Source organism: Streptomyces sp. LS-MS-L19 (assembly GCF_058382285.1).
In genome coordinates this window covers 8,828,341-8,848,145 of the sequence record NZ_JBYCLL010000001.1, presented here as the reverse complement: position 1 = coordinate 8,848,145, position 19,805 = coordinate 8,828,341, and the positions used below count along the sequence as shown (strand labels likewise).

Annotated in this window: 21 protein-coding genes; 10 read left to right on the top strand and 11 right to left on the bottom strand. The window is 69.7% G+C overall.

Translation table 11 applies throughout. The features are described 5' to 3' along the window. Window positions 1-13 precede the first annotated feature (13 nt). Genes kdpB through kdpF form a run of 3 tightly spaced genes read right to left on the bottom strand, consistent with a single transcriptional unit; the run spans window position 14 to window position 3,878 of the window. On the bottom strand, window positions 14-2,119 hold the full coding sequence (gene kdpB, locus AC2XR2_RS39430) for a potassium-transporting ATPase subunit KdpB (RefSeq protein WP_491517726.1): 2,106 nt from the start codon (window positions 2,117-2,119) through the stop codon (window positions 14-16). Then, complete coding sequence (gene kdpA, locus AC2XR2_RS39425; RefSeq protein ID WP_491517725.1) at window positions 2,116-3,780, bottom strand: potassium-transporting ATPase subunit KdpA; 1,665 nt, start codon at window positions 3,778-3,780, stop codon at window positions 2,116-2,118. The genes kdpB and kdpA overlap by 4 nt, the downstream gene beginning before the upstream one ends. Window positions 3,781-3,788: 8 nt before the next feature. Then, a complete protein-coding gene (kdpF, locus tag AC2XR2_RS39420) occupies window positions 3,789-3,878 on the bottom strand; it encodes a K(+)-transporting ATPase subunit F (protein WP_016434100.1) in 90 nt (29 codons plus the stop codon). Between the two features lie 453 nt (window positions 3,879-4,331). On the opposite strand from kdpF, the gene AC2XR2_RS39415 reads away from it, so the two are divergent. The 3 genes from AC2XR2_RS39415 to AC2XR2_RS39405 are packed head-to-tail and all read left to right on the top strand — an operon-like array spanning window position 4,332 to window position 5,553. After that, a complete protein-coding gene (locus AC2XR2_RS39415; protein ID WP_491517724.1) occupies window positions 4,332-4,853 on the top strand; it encodes a hypothetical protein in 522 nt (173 codons plus the stop codon). A gap of 18 nt (window positions 4,854-4,871) precedes the next feature. Then, entirely contained in the window at window positions 4,872-5,216 is a 345-nt protein-coding gene (locus AC2XR2_RS39410) for a hypothetical protein (protein ID WP_491517723.1), read from the top strand. After that, complete coding sequence (locus AC2XR2_RS39405; RefSeq protein WP_491517722.1) at window positions 5,209-5,553, top strand: hypothetical protein; 345 nt, start codon at window positions 5,209-5,211, stop codon at window positions 5,551-5,553. Before AC2XR2_RS39410 ends, AC2XR2_RS39405 begins: the two co-directional genes overlap by 8 nt. A 23-nt stretch (window positions 5,554-5,576) precedes the next feature. Here AC2XR2_RS39405 and AC2XR2_RS39400 read toward each other — a convergent pair whose 3' ends face one another. From AC2XR2_RS39400 to AC2XR2_RS39385, 4 genes are read right to left on the bottom strand one after another with little or no spacing between them, the layout of a single operon-like run. Continuing rightward, entirely contained in the window at window positions 5,577-5,966 is a 390-nt protein-coding gene (locus AC2XR2_RS39400) for a VOC family protein (protein ID WP_491517721.1), read from the bottom strand. Between the two features lie 26 nt (window positions 5,967-5,992). Continuing rightward, on the bottom strand, window positions 5,993-6,643 hold the full coding sequence (locus tag AC2XR2_RS39395; protein WP_330262790.1) for a 3-oxoacid CoA-transferase subunit B: 651 nt from the start codon (window positions 6,641-6,643) through the stop codon (window positions 5,993-5,995). Then, window positions 6,640-7,335: a 3-oxoacid CoA-transferase subunit A gene (locus AC2XR2_RS39390; protein WP_330262791.1), complete on the bottom strand. Its 696-nt coding sequence runs from the start codon at window positions 7,333-7,335 to the stop codon at window positions 6,640-6,642. The genes AC2XR2_RS39395 and AC2XR2_RS39390 overlap by 4 nt, the downstream gene beginning before the upstream one ends. Next, the gene (locus tag AC2XR2_RS39385; RefSeq protein WP_491517720.1) at window positions 7,332-8,537 is read right to left on the bottom strand and encodes a thiolase family protein; all 1,206 of its coding nucleotides are present in this window, start codon (window positions 8,535-8,537) and stop codon (window positions 7,332-7,334) included. Before AC2XR2_RS39385 ends, AC2XR2_RS39390 begins: the two co-directional genes overlap by 4 nt. Before the next feature lie 71 nt (window positions 8,538-8,608). Between AC2XR2_RS39385 and AC2XR2_RS39380 the strand changes: the two genes are divergently transcribed. Continuing rightward, window positions 8,609-9,490 carry a LysR substrate-binding domain-containing protein gene (locus AC2XR2_RS39380; protein WP_381297068.1) on the top strand — a complete coding sequence of 294 codons (882 nt, stop codon included), beginning with the start codon at window positions 8,609-8,611 and terminating at the stop codon, window positions 9,488-9,490. Between the two features lie 247 nt (window positions 9,491-9,737). On the opposite strand, the gene AC2XR2_RS39375 is transcribed toward AC2XR2_RS39380, so the two are convergent. From AC2XR2_RS39375 to AC2XR2_RS39360, 4 genes are all read right to left on the bottom strand, one after another. Further along, window positions 9,738-11,798 (bottom strand): RICIN domain-containing protein, encoded by a 2,061-nt coding sequence (locus AC2XR2_RS39375; protein ID WP_491517719.1) that lies wholly within the window; start codon window positions 11,796-11,798, stop codon window positions 9,738-9,740. A gap of 293 nt (window positions 11,799-12,091) precedes the next feature. Further along, window positions 12,092-13,129 (bottom strand): LacI family DNA-binding transcriptional regulator, encoded by a 1,038-nt coding sequence (locus AC2XR2_RS39370; protein WP_491517718.1) that lies wholly within the window; start codon window positions 13,127-13,129, stop codon window positions 12,092-12,094. Window positions 13,130-13,621: 492 nt separating this feature from the next. Then, window positions 13,622-14,296, bottom strand: coding sequence for an SDR family NAD(P)-dependent oxidoreductase (locus AC2XR2_RS39365; RefSeq protein ID WP_449351990.1), 675 nt, complete (start codon window positions 14,294-14,296; stop codon window positions 13,622-13,624). A gap of 51 nt (window positions 14,297-14,347) precedes the next feature. Continuing rightward, window positions 14,348-14,716, bottom strand: coding sequence for a DUF805 domain-containing protein (locus AC2XR2_RS39360; RefSeq protein WP_449352088.1), 369 nt, complete (start codon window positions 14,714-14,716; stop codon window positions 14,348-14,350). Between the two features lie 159 nt (window positions 14,717-14,875). Between AC2XR2_RS39360 and AC2XR2_RS39355 the strand changes: the two genes are divergently transcribed. From AC2XR2_RS39355 to AC2XR2_RS39330, 6 genes are all read left to right on the top strand, one after another. Further along, a complete protein-coding gene (locus AC2XR2_RS39355) occupies window positions 14,876-15,574 on the top strand; it encodes a TetR/AcrR family transcriptional regulator (RefSeq protein WP_491517717.1) in 699 nt (232 codons plus the stop codon). 376 nt (window positions 15,575-15,950) lie between these two features. Beyond that, a complete protein-coding gene (locus tag AC2XR2_RS39350; RefSeq protein WP_491517716.1) occupies window positions 15,951-16,706 on the top strand; it encodes a hypothetical protein in 756 nt (251 codons plus the stop codon). 5 nt (window positions 16,707-16,711) lie between these two features. Continuing rightward, window positions 16,712-17,404 carry a DedA family protein gene (locus tag AC2XR2_RS39345; protein ID WP_491517715.1) on the top strand — a complete coding sequence of 231 codons (693 nt, stop codon included), beginning with the start codon at window positions 16,712-16,714 and terminating at the stop codon, window positions 17,402-17,404. A 5-nt stretch (window positions 17,405-17,409) separates the two neighbouring features. Further along, window positions 17,410-17,805 carry a hypothetical protein gene (locus AC2XR2_RS39340; protein WP_491517714.1) on the top strand — a complete coding sequence of 132 codons (396 nt, stop codon included), beginning with the start codon at window positions 17,410-17,412 and terminating at the stop codon, window positions 17,803-17,805. A 76-nt stretch (window positions 17,806-17,881) separates the two neighbouring features. Then, window positions 17,882-18,631, top strand: a complete 750-nt coding sequence (locus tag AC2XR2_RS39335) for an SDR family NAD(P)-dependent oxidoreductase (protein WP_491517713.1) — start codon at window positions 17,882-17,884, stop codon at window positions 18,629-18,631. A gap of 185 nt (window positions 18,632-18,816) precedes the next feature. After that, window positions 18,817-19,491 carry an SDR family NAD(P)-dependent oxidoreductase gene (locus AC2XR2_RS39330; RefSeq protein WP_491517712.1) on the top strand — a complete coding sequence of 225 codons (675 nt, stop codon included), beginning with the start codon at window positions 18,817-18,819 and terminating at the stop codon, window positions 19,489-19,491. The last annotated feature ends 314 nt before the right edge of the window (window positions 19,492-19,805 follow it).

Sequence of the window (19,805 nt, the reverse complement as noted above, 5' to 3'; positions counted from 1 at the left end):
CGCCTTCGAAAAGTTACAGCCCGGGGATGAGGGAGATGAGCAGGTCGATGAGCTTGATGCCGACGAAGGGGGCGATCAGGCCGCCGATGCCGTAGATCGTGAGGTTGCGGCGCAGCATCCTGTCGGCGCTGACCGGCCGGTACCGCACGCCCCTCAGCGAGAGCGGCACCAGCGCGATGATGATGAGCGCGTTGAAGACGACGGCGGACAGGATCGCGGAGTCCGGCGAGGACAGGCCCATGATGTTGAGCTTGTCCAGGCCCGGGTAGACCGCGGCGAACAGCGCCGGGATGATCGCGAAGTACTTCGCGACGTCGTTGGCGATGGAGAACGTCGTCAACGCGCCCCGGGTGATGAGCAGTTGCTTGCCGATCTCGACGATCTCGATGAGCTTGGTCGGGTTCGAGTCGAGGTCGACCATGTTGCCGGCCTCCTTGGCGGCCGACGTCCCGGTGTTCATCGCCACGCCGACGTCCGCCTGGGCCAGCGCGGGCGCGTCGTTGGTGCCGTCGCCGGTCATCGCGACGAGCTTGCCGCCCGCCTGCTCCCGCTTGATGAGGGCCATCTTGTCCTCGGGCGTGGCCTCCGCGAGGAAGTCGTCGACACCGGCCTCCTCGGCGATCGCCTTGGCGGTCAGCGGGTTGTCACCCGTGATCATGACGGTCTTGATGCCCATACGGCGCAGTTCCTCGAACCGCTCCCGCATGCCCTCCTTGACGACGTCCTTCAGGTGGATGACTCCCAGGACGCGGGCGCCTGCGGCGTCCTCGACCGCGACCAGCAACGGCGTGCCACCGGCCTCGGAGATCCGGTCGGTCAACTCCCGTGCGTCCGGCGCGACTTCGCCGCCCCGCTCTTCCACCCACCTGATGACCGAACCGGCCGCGCCCTTGCGGATCCTGCGCCCCTCGACGTCCACGCCGGACATCCGGGTCTGGGCGGTGAAGGCGATCCACTCGGCGCCGACGAGTTCACGCTCGCGCAGACCGTACTGCTCCTTCGCCAGTACGACGACGGAGCGGCCCTCGGGTGTCTCGTCGGCCAGCGAGGAGAGCTGGGCGGCGTCGGCCACCTCGGCCTCGGTCGTCCCGGCCACCGGCACGAACTCGGCGGCCTGGCGGTTGCCGAGGGTGATGGTGCCGGTCTTGTCGAGCAGCAGCGTCGACACGTCGCCGGCGGCTTCGACCGCCCTGCCGGACATGGCCAGGACGTTGCGCTGGACCAGCCGGTCCATGCCCGCGATCCCGATGGCCGACAGCAGCGCCCCGATGGTCGTCGGAATCAGGCACACCAGCAGGGCGACCAGCACGACCATCGTCAGGTGGGTGCCCGCGTAGTCCGCGAAGGGCGGCAGGGTCGCGACCGCCAGCAGGAAGACGATCGTCAGCGAGGCGAGCAGGATGTTCAGCGCGATCTCGTTCGGTGTCTTCTGCCGGGCCGCGCCCTCGACGAGGTTGATCATCCGGTCGATGAAGGTCTCACCCGGCCTCGTCGTGATCTTGATGACGATCCGGTCGGAGAGGACCTTCGTCCCTCCGGTGACCGCGCTCCGGTCGCCCCCGGACTCCCGGATGACGGGCGCCGACTCTCCGGTGATCGCCGACTCGTCGACGGAGGCGACGCCCTCGACGACGTCTCCGTCACCGGGGATGACGTCACCGGCCTCGCAGACGACCAGGTCGCCGATCTTCAGCGCGGTGCCGGGGACCTCGGTGCCGTCCACCAGCCGTGCCACCGTGTCGGTCTTGGCCTTGCGCAGCGTGTCGGCCTGCGCTTTGCCGCGCCCCTCGGCGACGGCCTCCGCGAGGTTGGCGAAGACGACCGTCAGCCACAGCCAGGCGCTGATGGTCCAGCCGAACCAGTCGCCGGGGTCCTTGAAGGAGAAGACCGTGGTCAGCAGCGAGCCGATCCACACCACGAACATCACGGGCGACTTGACCATCACCCGCGGGTCGAGCTTGCGGAAGGCGTCCGGCAGCGACTTCAGCAGCTGCTTGGGGTCGAAGAGGCCCGCGCCGACACGGCCCTCGGCGGACTTGTGCCCGGTCGGTACGTCGCTGTGCGGCGCCCGGGTGGGAGTGGCTGTGGACATCTCGTCGCTTTCGGTACGGGTGGTCATGACGCCAGCCCCTCGGCCAGCGGGCCCAGCGCGAGTGCCGGGAAGTAGGTCAGACCGGTGATGATGAGGATCGCGCCCACCAGCAACCCGGTGAACAGCGGCTTTTCGGTGCGCAGGGTGCCCGCGGTCTCCGGCACCGGCTTCTGCTCGGCGAGCGATCCGGCCAGCGCCAGCACGAACACCATGGGCAGGAAGCGGCCCAGGACCATGGCCAGCCCCAGCGTGGTGTTGAACCACTGGGTGTCCGCGTTCAGCCCCGCGAAGGCCGAGCCGTTGTTGTTGGCGGCGGACGTGTAGGCGTAGAGGATCTCGGAGAACCCGTGCGCCCCGCTGTTGGTCATCGAATGGGCCGGGGTCGGCAGGGCCATCGCGATCCCGGCGAAAACGAGCACCAGCGCCGGGGTGATCAGGATGTAGCAGGCGGCGAGCTTGATCTCCCGGGTGCCGATCTTCTTGCCCAGGTACTCGGGCGTACGGCCGACCATCAGCCCGGCGATGAACACCGCGATGACCGCCATGATCAGCATGCCGTAGAGGCCGGACCCGGTGCCGCCGGGCGCGATCTCGCCCAGCATCATGCCGAGCATGGTGATGCCGCCGCCGAGACCGGTGAAGGAGGAGTGGAAGGAGTCCACCGCGCCGGTCGACGTGAGCGTGGTCGACACCGCGAAGATCGACGAGGAGCCGACCCCGAAGCGCACCTCCTTGCCCTCCATGGCCCCGCCCGCGAGCTGCAACGCCGGTCCGTGGTGGGCGAATTCGGTCCACATCATCAGGGCGGTGAACCCGACCCAGATGCTCGCCATGGTCGCGAGGATCGCGTACCCCTGCTTCACGCTGCCGACCATCAGCCCGAAGGTGCGGGTCAGCGCGAACGGGATCACCAGCAGCAGGAAGATCTCGAAGAGGTTGGTGAAAGGCGTCGGATTCTCGAAGGGATGGGCCGAGTTGGCGTTGAAGTAGCCACCGCCGTTGGTGCCCAGCTCCTTGATGGCCTCCTGCGAGGCGACCGCACCGCCGTTCCACTGCTGCGCGCCGCCCAGGAACTGGCCGACCTCGTGGATCCCGGAGAAGTTCTGGATGGCACCGCAGGCCACCAGCACGACCGCCGCGACGAAGGCGCCCGGCAGCAGGATGCGGGTCACCCCGCGCACCATGTCCGACCAGAAGTTGCCCAGTTCACCGGTGCGGGACCGGGCGAAGCCGCGCACCAGCGCCACGGCCACGGCGATGCCGACGGCCGCCGAGACGAAGTTCTGCACGGCGAGTCCGGCGGTCTGCACGACATGGCCCATGGCCTGTTCGCCGTAGTACGACTGCCAGTTGGTGTTCGTCACGAAGGACACGGCGGTGTTGAACGCCTGGTCGGGGTCGATGGCCTTAAAGCCCAGCGAGCCTGGCAGGACGCCCTGGAGCCGCTGGAGCAGGTAGAGGAACAGCACACCGGCCGCCGAGAAGGCGAGGACTCCGCGCAGGTAGGCGGGCCAGCGCATCTCGGTGTCGGGGTCGGCGCCGATGCCGCGGTAGATCCACCGCTCGACCCGCCAGTGCTTGTCCGTGGAGTAGACCCTGGCCATGTAGGTGCCGAGGGGGATGTAGGCGAGGGCCAACGCGCCTATGAGAGCGAGCAGTTGGAGAAAGCCTGCGAGTACGGGACCCATGGGGTGGCTCAGAACCTCTCCGGGAAGATCAGGGCGAGGACGAGATAGCCCAGCAGGGCGACGGCCACGACGAGGCCGACGATGTTCTCGGCGGTCACAGCTTGGTCACCCCCTTGGCGACGAGGGCCACCAGCGCGAAGACCGCGGCTGTGGTGACGACGAAGGCCAGATCGGCCATCGCGAACTCCTAGAAGAGGTTCGGAAGAGATACGGACACACAGAGGAAACCCCGCCCCCGACCGGAACCGGCCGGCCGTTGACGAGTCCCTTACGGCGTCCCCCACACCTTTGACGGGCCCCTGACGGCGGCACCCGCGCCGCCCCGGCCACGGCCCCGCAACGGCTCTCCTGACAGGCGGAACCGCAGGCGACAGATCACCGCGCCCGTCTCCCGCCGCACGGCGTGCGCGACGACGGCGCCCCGCTGGTTCTGTCTGAGCTCCTCTGGATCCGGCGTCCACGTCAGGATCCCGTCAGGATCGGCGCGTACGGCGTCAGGGCCCCGTCAATGGGGGGTGCCAGGCCATGAACGGCCGCCTAGCGTCAGCGCCATGCGACGTTCCGACGACCAGTGGGCGTGGGCCGGTGACCGGCACTGGCGTGGCAGTGCTCGGCTCGCGGCGAGCTGCGCCGTGCTGTTCGGCGCGATGGCCCTGCTGGTCGACTGGGACGCGGGCAGTCTGTCGCCCCTGCGGGGTGTGCTGTGGCTGGGCCTGGCGGCCGCGCTCTTCGCCGTTCTGCTGCCGCCCCGGGTGACGGCGGGTGCCGGCCGATTGGCGGTTCGCGGTCCCTGGGGCAGGCGCGTGGTGCACACGGACGCGCTGACGACCGTATGGCGCTGCAACGGCATCTCGACCCACCTGGTCCTGCGCGACATCCATGGGCACCGCGTGGAACTGGACCCCCGCGTCCTCACGGCCAACCCGCTGATCTGGCACGAACTCGACACCGGCGTTCGCCGCTCTGTGGAGCGCGGCACGCTGCGGAAGGGGACGGAGGTCCTGGAGCGGCTCCGCCACCGCATCGACGACGAGACCGCGCGAGCGGTGATGAGGGTGTCCGGGCTGTGTTGACGGGGAGGCGTCAGGAGTGTGCCGAACGACGCGCAAGCTGCGTTGGAGAGTTACGGGAACCCCCACGGCGGCGAGCGCATGGATCGGGTGAGTCTGAACCCGGACAGTCGTCAGCCGCAGCGGCGCTGTACCGTGCGGGGTTGGCTCTTCTCACGGATGCTCGAAGAGATGATCGCGCTGGCCGAGTTCCTGGCGGAGCGGCTGCCCAGGCTGGTGGACGAGTGGCAGGCGCACCGCGACGAACTGCGGGCCTCGGGAAGGCTGTCCGGAGCCGGCGCCGACTCCCGCGAACAGCCGCATGGGGTGCCGGGCCGGCCGACCCGTGACCACCGACACCAGGAAGAGGTTGCCGACGATGCCTGAACCCGACCTGTCCGACCTGCGGGAACGCGCCGAGAACGGCGACACCGACGCCACCGACGAACTCGTCCAACTCGCCGCAGAACTCGGCGACCTGAACGAACTGCGCCGCCTCGCGGAAGCGGGCAGCTCCGACGCGGCCGACGAGCTCGTTCAACTCGCGTCGGAGCAAGGTGATCTGGACGAACTCCGGCGGCTCTCCGACGGCGGCAACACCGACGCCACCGACGAGCTGATCCAACTGGCCACCGAGCAGGACAACTTGGACGAGCTACGACGCCTGGCAGCCCGGGGCAACACCACCGCCGCGGAACAACTCGCGGAACTCACCGCCGACTGACCTCGACCGTGGAGTCCGGCTCCTCAGCCGCGTTCCTGTACGAGCTTCACGCGGTGCCCCTCGGGATCACGCAGCCAGGAGAAGCGGAGACGTCCGTCCGGTGAATCGGTCGGACCCTTCACCAACTCGCCTCCCGCATCGAGCGCCTTCTGATGCGTGCCATCGACGTCGTCGCACCACAACACGACCTCGGTGTTCTCCCCTGGCGTCGTGGCGATGCCGAACAGCTCGCTGCCCACCCGTGCCGAGCTCAACCCGATCCGGACACCGGCCGCCTCCACCTCGACCTGATGGGGCTCACCGCTGGACGGGACGCGGAACTTCTCCGGCATCCCCAGGCTCCGGAAGAAGGCCGCGCAGCGCTCCACGTCCGCGCACCACAGGTTGACCTGGACCGCCCCGAACACCACCATGCCCCCACGCTTTCATGCTCGCGGCGCTACGGCACCGTGATGCCGAGTCGCTCGGCCAGCTCCTCGGCGCCGACGCCGTACGTCTCGCGGATCCGTACCCCCTCGGGGCCGACGTCGAAGACGCCGTGGTCGGTGTAGACACGGCTGACGCAGCCGACGCCGGTGAGCGGGTAGGTGCACCGCGGCACGAGCTTGGGTTCGCCGGAGCGGGTGAAGAGGGTCATCATCACGTAGACGTCCTTGGCGCCGATGGCGAGGTCCATGGCGCCGCCGACGGCCGGGATGTCCTCGGGCCGGCCGGTGGTCCAGTTGGCGAGGTCGCCGTCGAAGGCGACCTGGTAGGCGCCGAGAACGCAGACGTCGAGGTGGCCGCCGCGCATCATGGCGAAGGAGTCGGCGTGGTGGAAGTAGGCCGCACCCGGCAGTTCGGTCACCGGGACCTTGCCGGCGTTGGTCAGGTCGGGGTCGATCGCGTCGCCCTCCGCCTTCGGGCCCATGTTGAGCATGCCGTTCTCGGTGTGCAGCACCACCCCGGAGCCGTCCGGCAGATGGTCGGCGATCTTCGTGGGCTGCCCGATGCCGAGGTTGACGAAGGAGCCGGCCGGGATGTCGCGTGCGATGACGGCGGCCAGTTCGTCCATCGAGAGACGGTGATCGGCGTACGGCGTCGTGGTCATCGTGCCCCCTGGACGGTGTAGTGACGGGCCTCGACCTGGACGATCCGGTCGACGTAGATGGAGGGGGTGACGACGGCCTCCGGGTCGAGCTTGCCGGCATCCACGACCTCGTCGACCTGCACGATCGTCGTGGTCGCGGCCGTGGCCATGACCGGTCCGAAGTTGCGGGCGGTCTTGCGGTAGACGAGGTTGCCCATGGTGTCCGCGACATGCGCGCCGATCAGCGCGTAGTCGCCCTTGATGGGGTACTCCAGCAGGTACTTCCGGCCGTCGATCTCCCGCACCTCCTTGCCTTCCGCGAGCGGTGTACCGACCGCGGTCGGGCAGTAGAAGGCGCCGATGCCGGCACCGGCCGCGCGCATCCGCTCGGCGAGGTTGCCCTGCGGCACCACCTCCAGCTCGATCTTCCCCTCGCGGTAGAGGCCGTCGAAGACCCAGGAGTCGGCCTGGCGCGGGAAGGAGCACAGCACCTTGCGCACCCGACCCGCGGCGAGCAGCGCGGCCAGTCCGACGTCGCCGTTGCCGGCGTTGTTCGACACGATCGTCAGGTCCTTCGCGCCCTGCCGGATGAGCGCGTCGATCAGGTCGAACGGCATCCCGGCCAGCCCGAAGCCGCCGACCAGGACGGTCGACCCGTCCTCGATCCCGGCGACGGCCGCATCCGCGCTCTCGACGATCTCCGCCCGGCTCATCGCTTCGCCCCTGTCACGTCGCAGTTCTCCAGTACGACGGCCAGGCCCTGCCCGACCCCGATGCAGATCGCGGCGACGCCGTAGCGCTGCCTCGTCTCGCGCAGCACCTTGGCCAGCGTGGCCAGGATGCGGCCACCCGAGGCGCCCAGGGGGTGGCCGATCGCGATGGCGCCGCCCTTCTGGTTGACGATGCCCGGGTCGATCTTCCACGCGTCGACGCAGGCGAGCGACTGCACGGCGAACGCCTCGTTGAGTTCGACCGCACCCACCTGGTCCCAGCCGATCCCGGCCCGGGCCAGCGCACGGTTCGCGGCCTCGACCGGGGCGTAACCGAAGGACTGCGGCTCCAGCGCCATCACCCCGCGGCCTGCGATCCGGGCGATCGGGTCGGCCCCGATCGCGGAAGCCGCCCTCTCGCTGCCCAACAGCACCGCGGAGGCACCGTCGTTGAGCGGGCTGGCGTTGCCGGCGGTGATGGTGCCGCCCTGCTCCGCCGTACGGAAGACCGGCTTGAGACCGGCCAGGACCTCGGGTGTGGATCCGGGCCGGATGCCCTCGTCGCGGGCCAGGCCGACGCCGTCGACCGGTGTCACGAGGTCGTCGTAGAAGCCCGACTCCCAGGCGGAGTCGGCGAGTTGGTGGGAGCGGGCGGCGAACTCGTCCTGGCGCTCGCGGGAGATCCCGAAGCGCTCCTGGAGCTGCTCGTTGGATTCGCCGAGGCTGACCGTCCATTCCTTCGGCATCCTCGGGTTGACCAGCCGCCAGCCGAGGGTGGTGGAGACGGCGGTGACGTCGCCGGCCGGGAAGGGCTTCGCCGACTTCGGCAGCACCCACGGCGCACGCGTCATCGACTCGACGCCGCCGGTGAGCACGACCTCGGCGTCCCCGGACTCGATGGTGCGGCTGGCCGTCATGGCCGCGTCGAGGCTCGATCCGCACAGCCGGTTGATGGTGGTGCCGGGCACGCTCACCGGGAGGCCCGCGAGCAGGGCTGCCATGCGGCCGACGTTGCGGTTCTCCTCGCCGGCGCCGTTGGCGTTGCCCCACACCACGTCGTCGATGGCGGCGGGGTCGAGGCGGGGCACCCTGGCGAGCGTCGAGGTGATCGCGGCGGCGGCGAGGTCGTCGGGGCGGACGCCGGCCAGGGCGCCGTTGAAGCGGCCGAACGGCGTCCGGGTCGCGGCGTAGAGGAAGGCACTCATGGAGACGACGCTAGCCTTGGGCGGCGATATTCTGAAGTACGCATATCCAAGCCGATTGATATGGACGACATATGGATCTCCGCCATCTCCGGTACTTCGTGGCGGTGGCCGAGGAGCGGCACTTCGGTCGTGCGGCCGAGCGGCTCCACATGGCCCAGCCCCCGCTGTCCCAGCAGATCCGGCAGCTGGAGGCGGAGCTCGGCGTCGAGCTGCTGCACCGCACGACACGGCGCGTGGATCTGACCGAGGCCGGCCGGGCCTACCTGGAGCGGGCGCGCGGGATCCTCGCCGATGTCGACGAAGCCGCTCATCACGCACGGCTCGTGGCCGCCGGTTCGGTCGGACACCTCGCGATCGGATGCGTGGGCTCGGCGACGTACAGCCTCCTGCCTGCGCTCTCCCGACGGCTCACGGTGGAACTGCCCGGCGTCGACTTCTCCTTCCGCGGCGAGATGCTGGCCCCCGACCAGGTCGAGGCGCTGCGTACCGGCGCGATCGACGTGGCACTGCTCCGGCCACCGGCGGCCGACCTCTCCCTCACCGTGCACACCCTGCGCCGGGACCGACTCGTCGTCGCGGTACCGGTCGAACACCCCCTCGCCCGCAGGAAGAGGCTCCGCGTCGCGGACCTCGCCGGTGAGGACCTGATCGTGCACTCCGCCGACCGCCGCTCCGTGATGTACGACGTCGTCCTGGGCCTCCTGCGCGACGCGGGCGTGGAGCCGCACATCCGCCACGAGGTCGGCGAGACCTCGACGCTGGTCACACTGGTGGCCGGCGGCCTGGGCCTCGCGGTCGTACCGGAGCCGGTGACCGCGCTGACGCTCGACGGCGTCGTCTACCTGCCGCTGGCCGGGGCCGACGCACGCGTGGAACTGGCCGTCGCCCACCGCGCCGACCGCGCGGAGCCACACTTGGCGCGCACGGTGGGGATCATCCGGGCGGCGATCTGAGGCAGCCACCGCAGCAGGGCGGCGATACCCGCCCTGGCCTCGCGGGCCAGGGAGGCCAGGGTGGAGGGGCGGACCGCCTCGCCTGGTTGTTGCGGACGATGCGGGACGGGGCGGGGCCCCAGGGACTGGAGCAGCGGGGCTTCGACGCGATGCCTGAGCACGAGCAGTTGCAGCCACCGTGAAGGGCCTCCCGGCCGCCCCGTTCATCACGTTCCGGAGCTGCCAGGAGGCCCTTGCATCGAACCGTTCAGTTGATGCGGACGATCTTCCAGAACTGGTCGTCGATGTTCACGTCGTTCCACTGCACGACGGCCGCGCCGTTGCTGGTGGAGGACTGGGCGACGCCGGCGTTGAGGCCGCTGCCCACGTTCTTGAGTTCGTAGTAGCCGTTGCCCGCGTCGGTGAGGGTCCATTTCTGTGAGTTCGCGGTCGACGGAGTGTTCTGGACGACGGCGGCTCCGGCGGTGGTGGAGCCGTTGCGGATGTCCAGGTTCAGGTTGCTGTTCACGTTCCTGATGGTCCAGGCTCCGCCGCCGGCGGACTGGAAGGTGAACAGCTGGCAGAAGCAGGCCGAGTTCTGCCACTGCTCGGTGGCCGTACCCGTGGCGGTCGAGCCCTGCGGGATGTCCAGGTACTTCCCGCTGTTCTTGTTGACGAGGACGTACTGCCCCGTGCCCAGCGCCGGCGGAGCGGTCTGGGTGACGTTCCAGCGCTGGCAGGCGCAGCTCGTGCCGCTCCACTGACCGGCGACGGTGCCGGTGGCGGTGGCGGCGTTCGGGATCTCCAGGTACTTGCCGGTGACCCGGTTGGTGAGGCTGAAGCCGCCGGCCGGGTTCGGGGCGACGGCCCACTCGTGGTCCAGGGTGCCGTTGTCGTCCCACTGGAGGATCCTGGCTCCGTCGGCGGTGGACTGGCTCTCCACGCCGAGGACCTTGCCACTGGCGACGTTGAGGATCTTGAAGTAGCCGGAGCTCTGCTGCACGAAGCGCCACTGCTGGTCGGTGGCGTTGTCGGCGTTCTGCTGGGTGGCGTAGGTGCCGTTGGCGGTGGAGCCGCCCGCGATGCTCAGCATGAGGTTGCTGCCCGCGTTGGAGACGGTGTAGGTGGCGCCGTCCGAGATGCCGCCGCCCAGGTCGATGGTGCTGTAGGTGACGGGGTTGGAGAGGTTGCTGCCTCCGTTGCCGCCACTGAGCACGAGCAGGCTGTGGCCGTCGGACAGGGGCACCATGCCGCGGCTGTAGCCGTTGGCCACGTTGGAGCTGATACGCGTCCAGGTGTTCGCGGCGCCGTTCTGGGTGTTGAGGAACAGATCGGTGGTGCTGTAGGCGCTGACGACCAGTGTGCCGTTCGGACCGCCGGTGGGCAGCCACGTGATGTACGGGGTGCTGGTGGGCACCGTGCCGTCCGTCGACCGCAGGGGAATGCCGGTGACGGAGTTGAAGGCCTCCGGGTCGGCGGAGATCTTGTAGTAGACGGCGAAGTTGCCGGAGGGCGAGCCGCCGTACTCGTACGTCATGACGTAGTTGCCGTTGGGCAGCTTGGCGACGGTGGGCATGCCCGGGCGCTGGCTGTACGTCGGCATCGCCACGTCGTTCACGACCGGGCCCCAGGTGCGGAGGTCCGTGGTGACCTGGTGCACGACCTTCTGGCCGTAGGCGGGGTCGCGCTGGTCGGAGTAGTAGACGATCAGCTTGCCGTTGGCGTAGAGGAAGAACGGCTCCCATACAGGGGTGTTGCCGTTGCCGTTCTGGTCGAACGCCGGGCCTCCGGTGGCGATGTTGCTGAGGAAGGTCCAGGTCTGGCCGCGGTCGGTGCTGGCGTAGACATCGATCTTGATGGCGGAGCGGTCGGACGGGACCGAGGCGCCGGCGGCCAGGATGGTGCCGGCCGGGAAGTCGCCCACGGCCGTGGGGAGTTCGAACAGCTCGGGCTCCCAGCGCATGCCCCAGCCGTTCTGCGTGTCGGCGACCTCCGAGATCTTCGACCAGGAGTTGCCGTTGTCCGTGCTGCGGTAGATCGGCAGGACCGGTGTGCCGGTGGTGTACTGCTCGAAGGTCGCCAGGAGGGTGCCGTTGGCGGAGCCGTTGTGCTGCATCCGCATGGCCCGTGGGTAGAGCGAGCCGGGCGAGGGCGCGCCCGACGGCGGGGTGTACATCGTCTGCGAGGGACGCGCCAGAGCGTCCGCCCGGCCGGCCGGTATCACCATGGTCATCACCGAGACGAGCAGGATGAAGGCCAGGGAGAAGAAAGAGACGGGGCGGGAACGCGGAGCGGCGCCGGGTCTGGCGTCTGTCTGCGCAGGGGACATTGCGGCTCCCAGGGGAAGGTGTGTTTCGGTGTCCGCCGGCTCGGAACGGCTCGGAGTGACGCGGCGGGGTGCGGGGGGTACGGCGCCCGGGGACAGCCGGGCGGGGCGCGCGAGCGCGGGTGGGGGCGCGGCGCGACGAACGCGCAACGCTGAAGGTGGGACGGCGCTCCGGCCGCATATGGGTGTGTGGTGTGCGCCGGAGCGGTGGAACGAGAAGGCGGGCTGGGTGAGAGGGAGGAGTGGGTCAGAGGGAGGGGCGGGTCAGAGGGAGGAGTGGGCCAGAGGGGGGCGGGTCAGAGGGAGGGCGGGGGTGCCGTGGATCCGCGGACGACGAGCTCGACCGGTGGGTCGTTCGCCGGCGGCAGGTCGGTGTCCGGCTTCTCGATGGCGTGGAGGAGAAGCCGGATCCCTTCGCTCGACGCCGCCTCGAAGGGCTGGCGGACGGTGGTCAGAGGCGGGGAGACGTAGGCGAAGACGGGGTTTCCGTCGAAACCGACGACACTGACGTCCTCCGGCACCCGCCGACCGCTTTCCCGCAGACCGTGGATCAGTCCGATGGCCATCTCGTCGCCCGCCGCGAACACCGCGGTCACTAAACGGTCCGAGGCCAGCCCGAGGCCCGCGGCGTACCCGGAGGCCGCCGACCAGTCACCGTTCAGTACGGGCGGCTCATGCGCGCCACGGTCCGCCAGCGCCGCCCGCCACCCCTCGATGCGGTCCTTGGTGGCGTACCAGCGGCGCGGACCGGCCAGGTGATGGACGGTCGCGTGCCCCAGGTCCAGCAGGTGTTCGGTAGCGGCTCGGGCCAGCTGATGGGCGCCCACGCCGACGGTCAGGGTCCGGGTGGCACTGAAGGCGGGTGGCGCGCCGACGAAGAGGACCGGCACGTCGACGCCGAGCGGGACTTCACCCTCGACGACGGGTACGGAGACGACGATGCCGTCCACGCCCTGCTCCAGGAGTGATTCCAGCGCGCCGGCGATGCTTCGCGGGTCGCCGTCCGGCGTGTTGACGACGCGCAGCGCGTAACCGGCGTCCCGTACGGCCTGTTCGATGCCCACGAGCAGGGAGGCGGTTCCATACCCCGCTGTCGCCAGAGCGACCACACCGATGGATCGGGTACGGCCGGAGGCCAGTGCCCTGGCGGCTTGGTTGAGCCGGTAGCCCAGCTCTTCGGCGGCCGCCATGACGCGTCGGCGGGACTCCTCGGAGACGTACGGCTCGTGGTTGAGGACCCGGGAGACCGTCTTGCGAGAGACGCCGGCCAGCCTGGCCACGTCCTCACTACGCGGCGCGGAGGAGCCGGTACCGCGCTCCAGCCCTGTCGTCATGAAGGTCTCCCCTGGCCGTGTGTTCTCCATCGAACGAGGTCAATTACCTGACCGCGCGGTCTGACCGCGCGGTCAATGTGTACGCACCAGCCGGGCGCACGTCAAGAGTGCTCGCCATGCCACTTGCCTCCGGCGTGACGGACGCGGCGCTCCTCGGCCTCACGGGACAGGGGTCGAAAACCTCGCACGGAAGACCAGGAAGGCATGCGTTACCGCAGTTCAAGAGGGGGTTGGAGCCGCCCGGACGATTCGACCGTCAGTCCCGCCTGCCCCATCCCTCCGACCCGACCGCCGACAATCGAGGCTTCCGGCCTGACCGGATGCGTCACGGATTCCGGACGGAAAGCCTTGACAGCGAGTCCACGGAGCGCTCACGCTTCCTGACATCCGACGGTCGTGTTTGTTCGATCATGTTGGGTTCTGGATCTCGTCCGACCCTCGCATGGTCCCTCGACGACCCCACACCTGGGCACCGCCAGCCCCTGTGCGGTCTCAGCCCCGGAAGATGCGCTCGGCCTCGCCGCGGTGTGTGGTGTGCAACTCCCAGTAGAGAGGGGCGATCTGCTCGGGGGTGGCTCGCGGCTGCCCGTAGAAGGTCGGGGTGCCGATCGTCGCGTCGATGCCGACGTGGGCGGCCTGGATGCCGGTGCCGTCGAGTTCCTTGTGCAGGTTGACGGCCCAGTTGCGCAGTGCCGCGGCGGCGGCGGCGATGTCGGCCGTCGGCGGTTGGGGGTCGATGGAGCGGGCGCCGGTGGTGAACAGCAGGGTGCCCGCGCCGGCTTCCCGCATCGCGGGCAGCACGGCCGTGGTGGCCGCGACGGCACCGTAGAGATGAAACTCGATCCCGCGCTGAACGTGGGCCGGCTCGGTCTCGGACGGGGTGGTTCTCAGGGTGTCGCGTCGGTCGACCGGGGAGTACTCAAGGACGTCGATGCCGCCGAACCGGGTGGCGGCGTCCTTGAGGGCCTGGGTGAGCGCATCCCGGTCGAGGACGTCCGCGGGGAAGGCGGCGGCGGTGATGCCCTCGGCGGTGAGCGTGTCGACGAGGGTGTCCAGGTTGGCCCGGTTACGGGCGATCAGGGCGACGTCGTAGCCCTGCGATCCGAAGGTGCGGGCGATGGACAGGCCCAGTTGGGGGCCTGCGCCGACGATGGCGATGCTGGTCATGGCAGGTCTTTCTGGTGAAGCGCCGGGGGCCGAGCCGCGGGGCGGGACCGGTCAGGCGACAGGCTGCGTGAGGGCCTTGGGAGAAGGGCCGTACTGATTGGTGCCCGGGGCGCCGTCGAGTGCCATGCCCACGAGGTAGAGGATCGGGCCGACGGCCGGGATCAGGGCGACGAACATCCGCCGGCCGGACTTGCCGGTGTCGTGCAGCCGACGGACCGAGACGCTCAGCATGGGCACGATGAACGGCAGCAGAAGAACATTCAGCAGCGGAACCTCGATCGCGAGGCTGGTCCCGGCGATCACAGCGGTGGCGATCACGTACAGCACCGAGAACCACCAGTACTCCGCACGCCGAGCCCTACCGGAGAACGTGGCGTACTTGGTGGAGAGGCACCTGCGGACCGCCTCGGTGAACGACATGGTGGTCACGGTGGATCCTTTCGCAGCGGTTTGGGGCGAACCCCCGAACGGAAGCCGGAAAGGGCTATCCGATTAATATTCGGACAGGCCGTTCCACTTCGGCGTGGACAGCATAGCACCGGAAGTGGATAGGGCAATCCGATTGCTAGACTGGCAGGTATGACCCCTGGCTCCCCGCACTCCGACGCTCCCTCCGCACAGCCCTTGCGCAGTGACGCCGAGCGCAACCGGGAGCGGATCATCGCCGCCGCGCGCACGGTGTTCGCACGGGACGGACTCAACGCCTCCATGGCCTCCGTGGCCCGCGAGGCCGGGGTGGGCATCGCCACCATGTTCCGCCGCTTCCCCACCAAGGAGGAACTGGTCGACGCCGTCTTCTCCGACCGCATGCAGGCCTACGCCGACGCGGTCACCGCGGCCATGGACGACCCCGACCCCTGGAAGGGCTTCGTCGGATACATCGAGGCCGCCTGCGCCATGCAGGCCGCCGACAACGGTTTCGCCGACGTGCTGACCATGACCTTCCCCACCGCCAAGGCCCTGGAACGACTCCGCAACGAGGCGTACGAGGGCATGCTGGGCCTCATCGACCGCGCGAAGGCCACGGGCCGCCTGCGCGAGGACTTCGACCCCTCGGATCTGGTTCTGATCCACATGGCCAACGCCGGCGTCGTCAATGCCACCAGCGGCGCCGCCCCGGACGCCTGGCGCCGCGTCGTCGCCCTGCTCATCCAGTCCCTCGAGGCCCCGGCGCGCGGCACCCTGCCCGCCCCACCCGGGCACGAACCCCTCTACAAGGCCATGCTCCGGGCCGGCCAGGCCACCACCTCCACGCCGACACCCGGCAAGAACAACTGACCTCGGGGCCGTGCCGCTGCGGGGCCGTCTCGCTTGTGACGCACGTCACAAGTCGTGCGAGAAATAAGTGGGCAGGGTGGGCCACTTATGTAGATCAATGAGCAGGGCCAGTCGGTGCGCCTCCGGATGACGCGCCCGTGACTGATCAGGAGGCTGCCGTGATCCAGCCCGCATCGCCGCGGAACGGCGCGTCCCCGTCACCGAACAGGACAAAGCAGAAGACCGCGCGTGTGATGCCGCTGTGGGAAGCGGCCAGTGCGCAGCGTCTGAGCAACTCGGCCCACGGTGCCGGAGTGATCCGGTGAGTTGCCTGGCCGCCTGCGGCCTTCGCTCCCCTGGTACCCGGCGGGCGTCGCTTCTCAGCCGGACCCGGCCGATGACGGCCCCCGTCCGGCGGAATCTACGGCGCGCGTCGGCAGGCCTGGCCGTGACCCTGCTCGTGTACGCCGGCCTCCTCGCCATGTCGGTCCGTGAAGAGGGGTCCCTGGTCGAGGCGGGCTGGACGTCGTCCGGCGCCGAACGTCTCCGCCCTTACGGGACCGTCGCGGCGGAGAGGGGAGCGGCGTTCGTCCACGCTGTGGCACAGGTACTGACCTGGGTGTTTGCCTTCACCCCGCTGCCCCTGGCGGTGCTGGGCCTGCTCTGGCTGGCCCGGCGGGACCAGCGGGTCTACCTGCGCCTTGCCGTCGCGTTGTTGTTGTCCGGCACGGCCGGGCTCGTTGTCTTCGCCGTGGTGCGGGGGGTGCGCGAGGCGTCCCTGTTGGGTGACTACCTGGCGCAGCCCGGTGTCCGTGCCGGGTGGTATGTGCTGATGGCGGCGGCGGTGGTCGCCACCAGCTCGAAGACCTGGCCGCGGACAGCCGTCCTGCTGATCGCGGTGCTCGCGGCCGTGACGGGGGCGTCGACCGGGGGCGGCCGGTGGCTCACAGCACTGTCGGCCGTGGTCGTACCGCTTCTGGCGTGGTGGGCCGCAGGGCGCCTCCCGGAGGGCACGGAGAAGCAGACACCTGGGGGCGCGGACGCTTGGCCTGCCGGGGAGTCGCGGGGACGTGTGGTGTCGTTCCGGCCCCGCACCCGTGCCCCTGAGCCGACGGACACCCCAGAACCCACGCTGCTGCGAGAAGCGGGCTGACGGCCGTGGACGTCGGTGCTCTGGTCGAGACGGCCGGATGGTGGTCGTACCTCGTCGTGTTCGCCCTGACGGCTGGTGAGACCAGTGCCTTCGTCGGTGTGCTGCTGCCCGGCGAGACCGTCATCCTCCTCGCGTCCGCGATCGCGGGCCGAGGAGATCTCGACCCCGTGCTCCTCGCCGGCCTCGTCGTGACCGGGGGGATGACCGGCGACAGTCTCGGCTATGCGCTGGGCCATTGGTACGGGCGACGCCCGAACGCGCGACTGACCCAGCGGGTACTGGGCGACAGCCGGACCGGCCGGGCTCGTGGCTTCCTGACGCGTCATGGCGGGGCGGCGGTCGTCGGGGGCCGGTTCATCGGGTTCGTGCGGACCTTCCTGCCGTTCGCCGCCGGGGCGTCCGGCATGCCGTACCGCCGCTTCTTCCTCTTCAGCACGACCGCCTCGCTGATCTGGGGGATCGGCAACGTGCTCCTGGGCTACTTCGCCGGTGCCGCCGCCCTCGACTTCCTGCACGAGGCCGGACTGATCGGCGGAGCCGTGCTCGCCGCCGTGGCCGTGGCGGTGTTCGGTCTCGTGTGGTTGCTGAGGCGTCGCCGCGGTGGCTCGCGGGCGCCGTCCGCCGTGGTGGCATCCGGCGTGTCCCGTCATCGCCCTGCTCAGGAGCCGATCCACCTCATCACCTCGTCGAAGGAGTAGTGCCCATGGGATTCGAGGGTGCGGAACTGGCAGTCGTACCGCTGGACGCAGAGCAGGCGAAGGACGCGGCCGCCACCGGCGCGAAGGCCGCCTACCTGGTCCGTGCCGCCGTGGCGGGGCCGCCCGTGCTGCCGGGGGTCGTGCTGGTGCCCGCCGACCGGGCACCGGGGGCGGCCACCGGGGAGGACGCGGTGCGCTCTGCATGGCGGGCGCTGGCCGGCCCCGAGGAGCGGGCGTTGGTCGTGCGGTCCTCCTCCTCCGCGCACGAGGACACCGACAGACCGAGCGCCGGAACTGAGCACCTGTCAGAAGGCATCGCTGAGCCGGCGGTTGTGGGTACGGACCGCGTTCGGTCCGGACGACGTCGGGGTGATCGGCGAATGCCTGGGAACCCCGCGTGACCGATACCCTCCGGGTACCGCTGCGATACCGAAAGCGTCATTGTTCTCGCTGGTCAGCAGTGGTGGACTCGGGGTCATGAAGAGGCTGAGCAACAAGGTCGCGGTCATCACCGGCGGCAGTTCGGGTGTCGGACTCGCCACGGCGCAGCGGTTCGTCGAAGAGGGCGCGGTGGTCTATGTGACTGGCCGCAGGCAACAGGAGCTGGAAGCCGCCGCGGCGAAGGTGGGCGCGATCGCCGTCCAGGGCGATGCGTCGAATCCCGCGGATCTCGACCGGTTGTACGGCACTGTGCGGGGCGACGGCCGCCGGATCGACGTGCTGGTCGCGAATGCGGGGACCTCCGCGTTCGCCAAGCTCGAAGACGTCACCGACGACGACTTCGACCGTGTCTTCGACACCAACGTCAAGGGCACGCTGAACACGGTCAAGAAGGCCCTGCCGCTGCTCACCGACGGCGCTTCGATCGTGCTGGTGGGTTCGGTGTCGGGGAGCACCGGTCCGGAGGGCTTCAGCGTCTACAGCGCGTCCAAGGCCGCGGTTCGTTCGTTCGCCCGAGGCTGGGCGAACGAACTCAAGGGGCGGAAGATCCGGGTCAACGTGCTGGCGCCGGGCACCACGGACACTCCTGGCATCGGGAACGGGATCGACGAGGCCACCAAGCGCGCGTTCATGGAGAACCTCTCGTCCAGGGTCCCGGTGGGCCGGTGGGGACGGCCGGAGGAACAGGCCGACGCGATCCTGTTCCTCGCGTCGGAGCAGAGCAGCTACATCACGGGTTTCGAGTTGGTCGTGGACGGCGGCGCGACCCAGTTGGGGCCCTTCTAGCTGAGGGGTTCCGGGCGCCACGGTGTGGGTGGTGCGGTTGCTCCGGCGCAGACTCCGTCAAGCGGTACGCCCTATCCGGTTTTAGTGGTACGGTGACAGCGAACCGGAAAGGTCTATCCGGATCTCGATCCGGATAGACCTTTCCAAATGCCTCGTCCCTTCCATCATCTTTAGGACGGATCACCGTGACCAGCATCGCCATCGTCGGCGCAGGCCCCCAGCTGGGCCTGTCCATCGCCCGCACCTTCGGATCCCAGGGCTACGACGTCGCCCTGATCGCCCGCAACCGCGACAACCTCGACACACTCGTCACCAAGCTCACCGCCGAAGGCATCACCGCCGCCGCCTTCCCCGCGGACGTCCTCGACCGCGACGCACTCACCCAGGCCCTCAAGGACGCCGCCACCCGGTTCGGCAGCATCGACGTCCTGGAGTACTCCCCCGTCGCGGGTCTCACCACCGCGATGGTGAGCCCCTCCGAGGCCGATCCGGCCCACGTGCAGCACGAGATCGAGTTCCAGCTCTACGGGGCCATCGCCGCCACCAAGGCCGTGCTGCCGGCGATGCGGGAGGCCGGCTCGGGCACCCTTCTCTACACCACCGGCGCCGGCTCCATCGACCCCGTCCCGCAGATCGGCAACATCAACGCCGCCGCCGCGGCGCTGCGCAACTGGGCGGTCAACCTCCACAAGGAGCTGGATGGCACCGGCATCCAGTCCGCCCACGTCGGCATCGACGTCTCGATCGGCACCCCGGCCGTCCCCGGCTTCCCGACGGCCCAGCCCGAGGAGATCTCCCCCGTCTACTGGGACCTGCACACCACGAAGCGCGACCAGGCCGAACTCGTCTTCAGCCTCTGAGACCGCACCAGGAGCCCCCGCTCCTCCCCCGGAGCCGGATCGCGCCACCGCGCTTCCCCTGCGGTGGCGCGATCCGATGGACGGTTCATCGCTCGGTCAGGCCTCCTGGGTCTGCGGTCCGACGAACTGCATGTCTCTCAACGGGCGCAGGCCCGGGGCGCTGCGAGCGGTGAGCGGCTGACCCGCGCGGTCAGGGCTCCCTACGGTTACCTCCGGCGCGATGGTCCTCGCCACCTCGTCGACGGTACGCCGCCGTCGGCACCCCTGCCTGGCCCTGCCGAACCCAGGTAGCAGCGGACCTTCCTCGCAGCTCA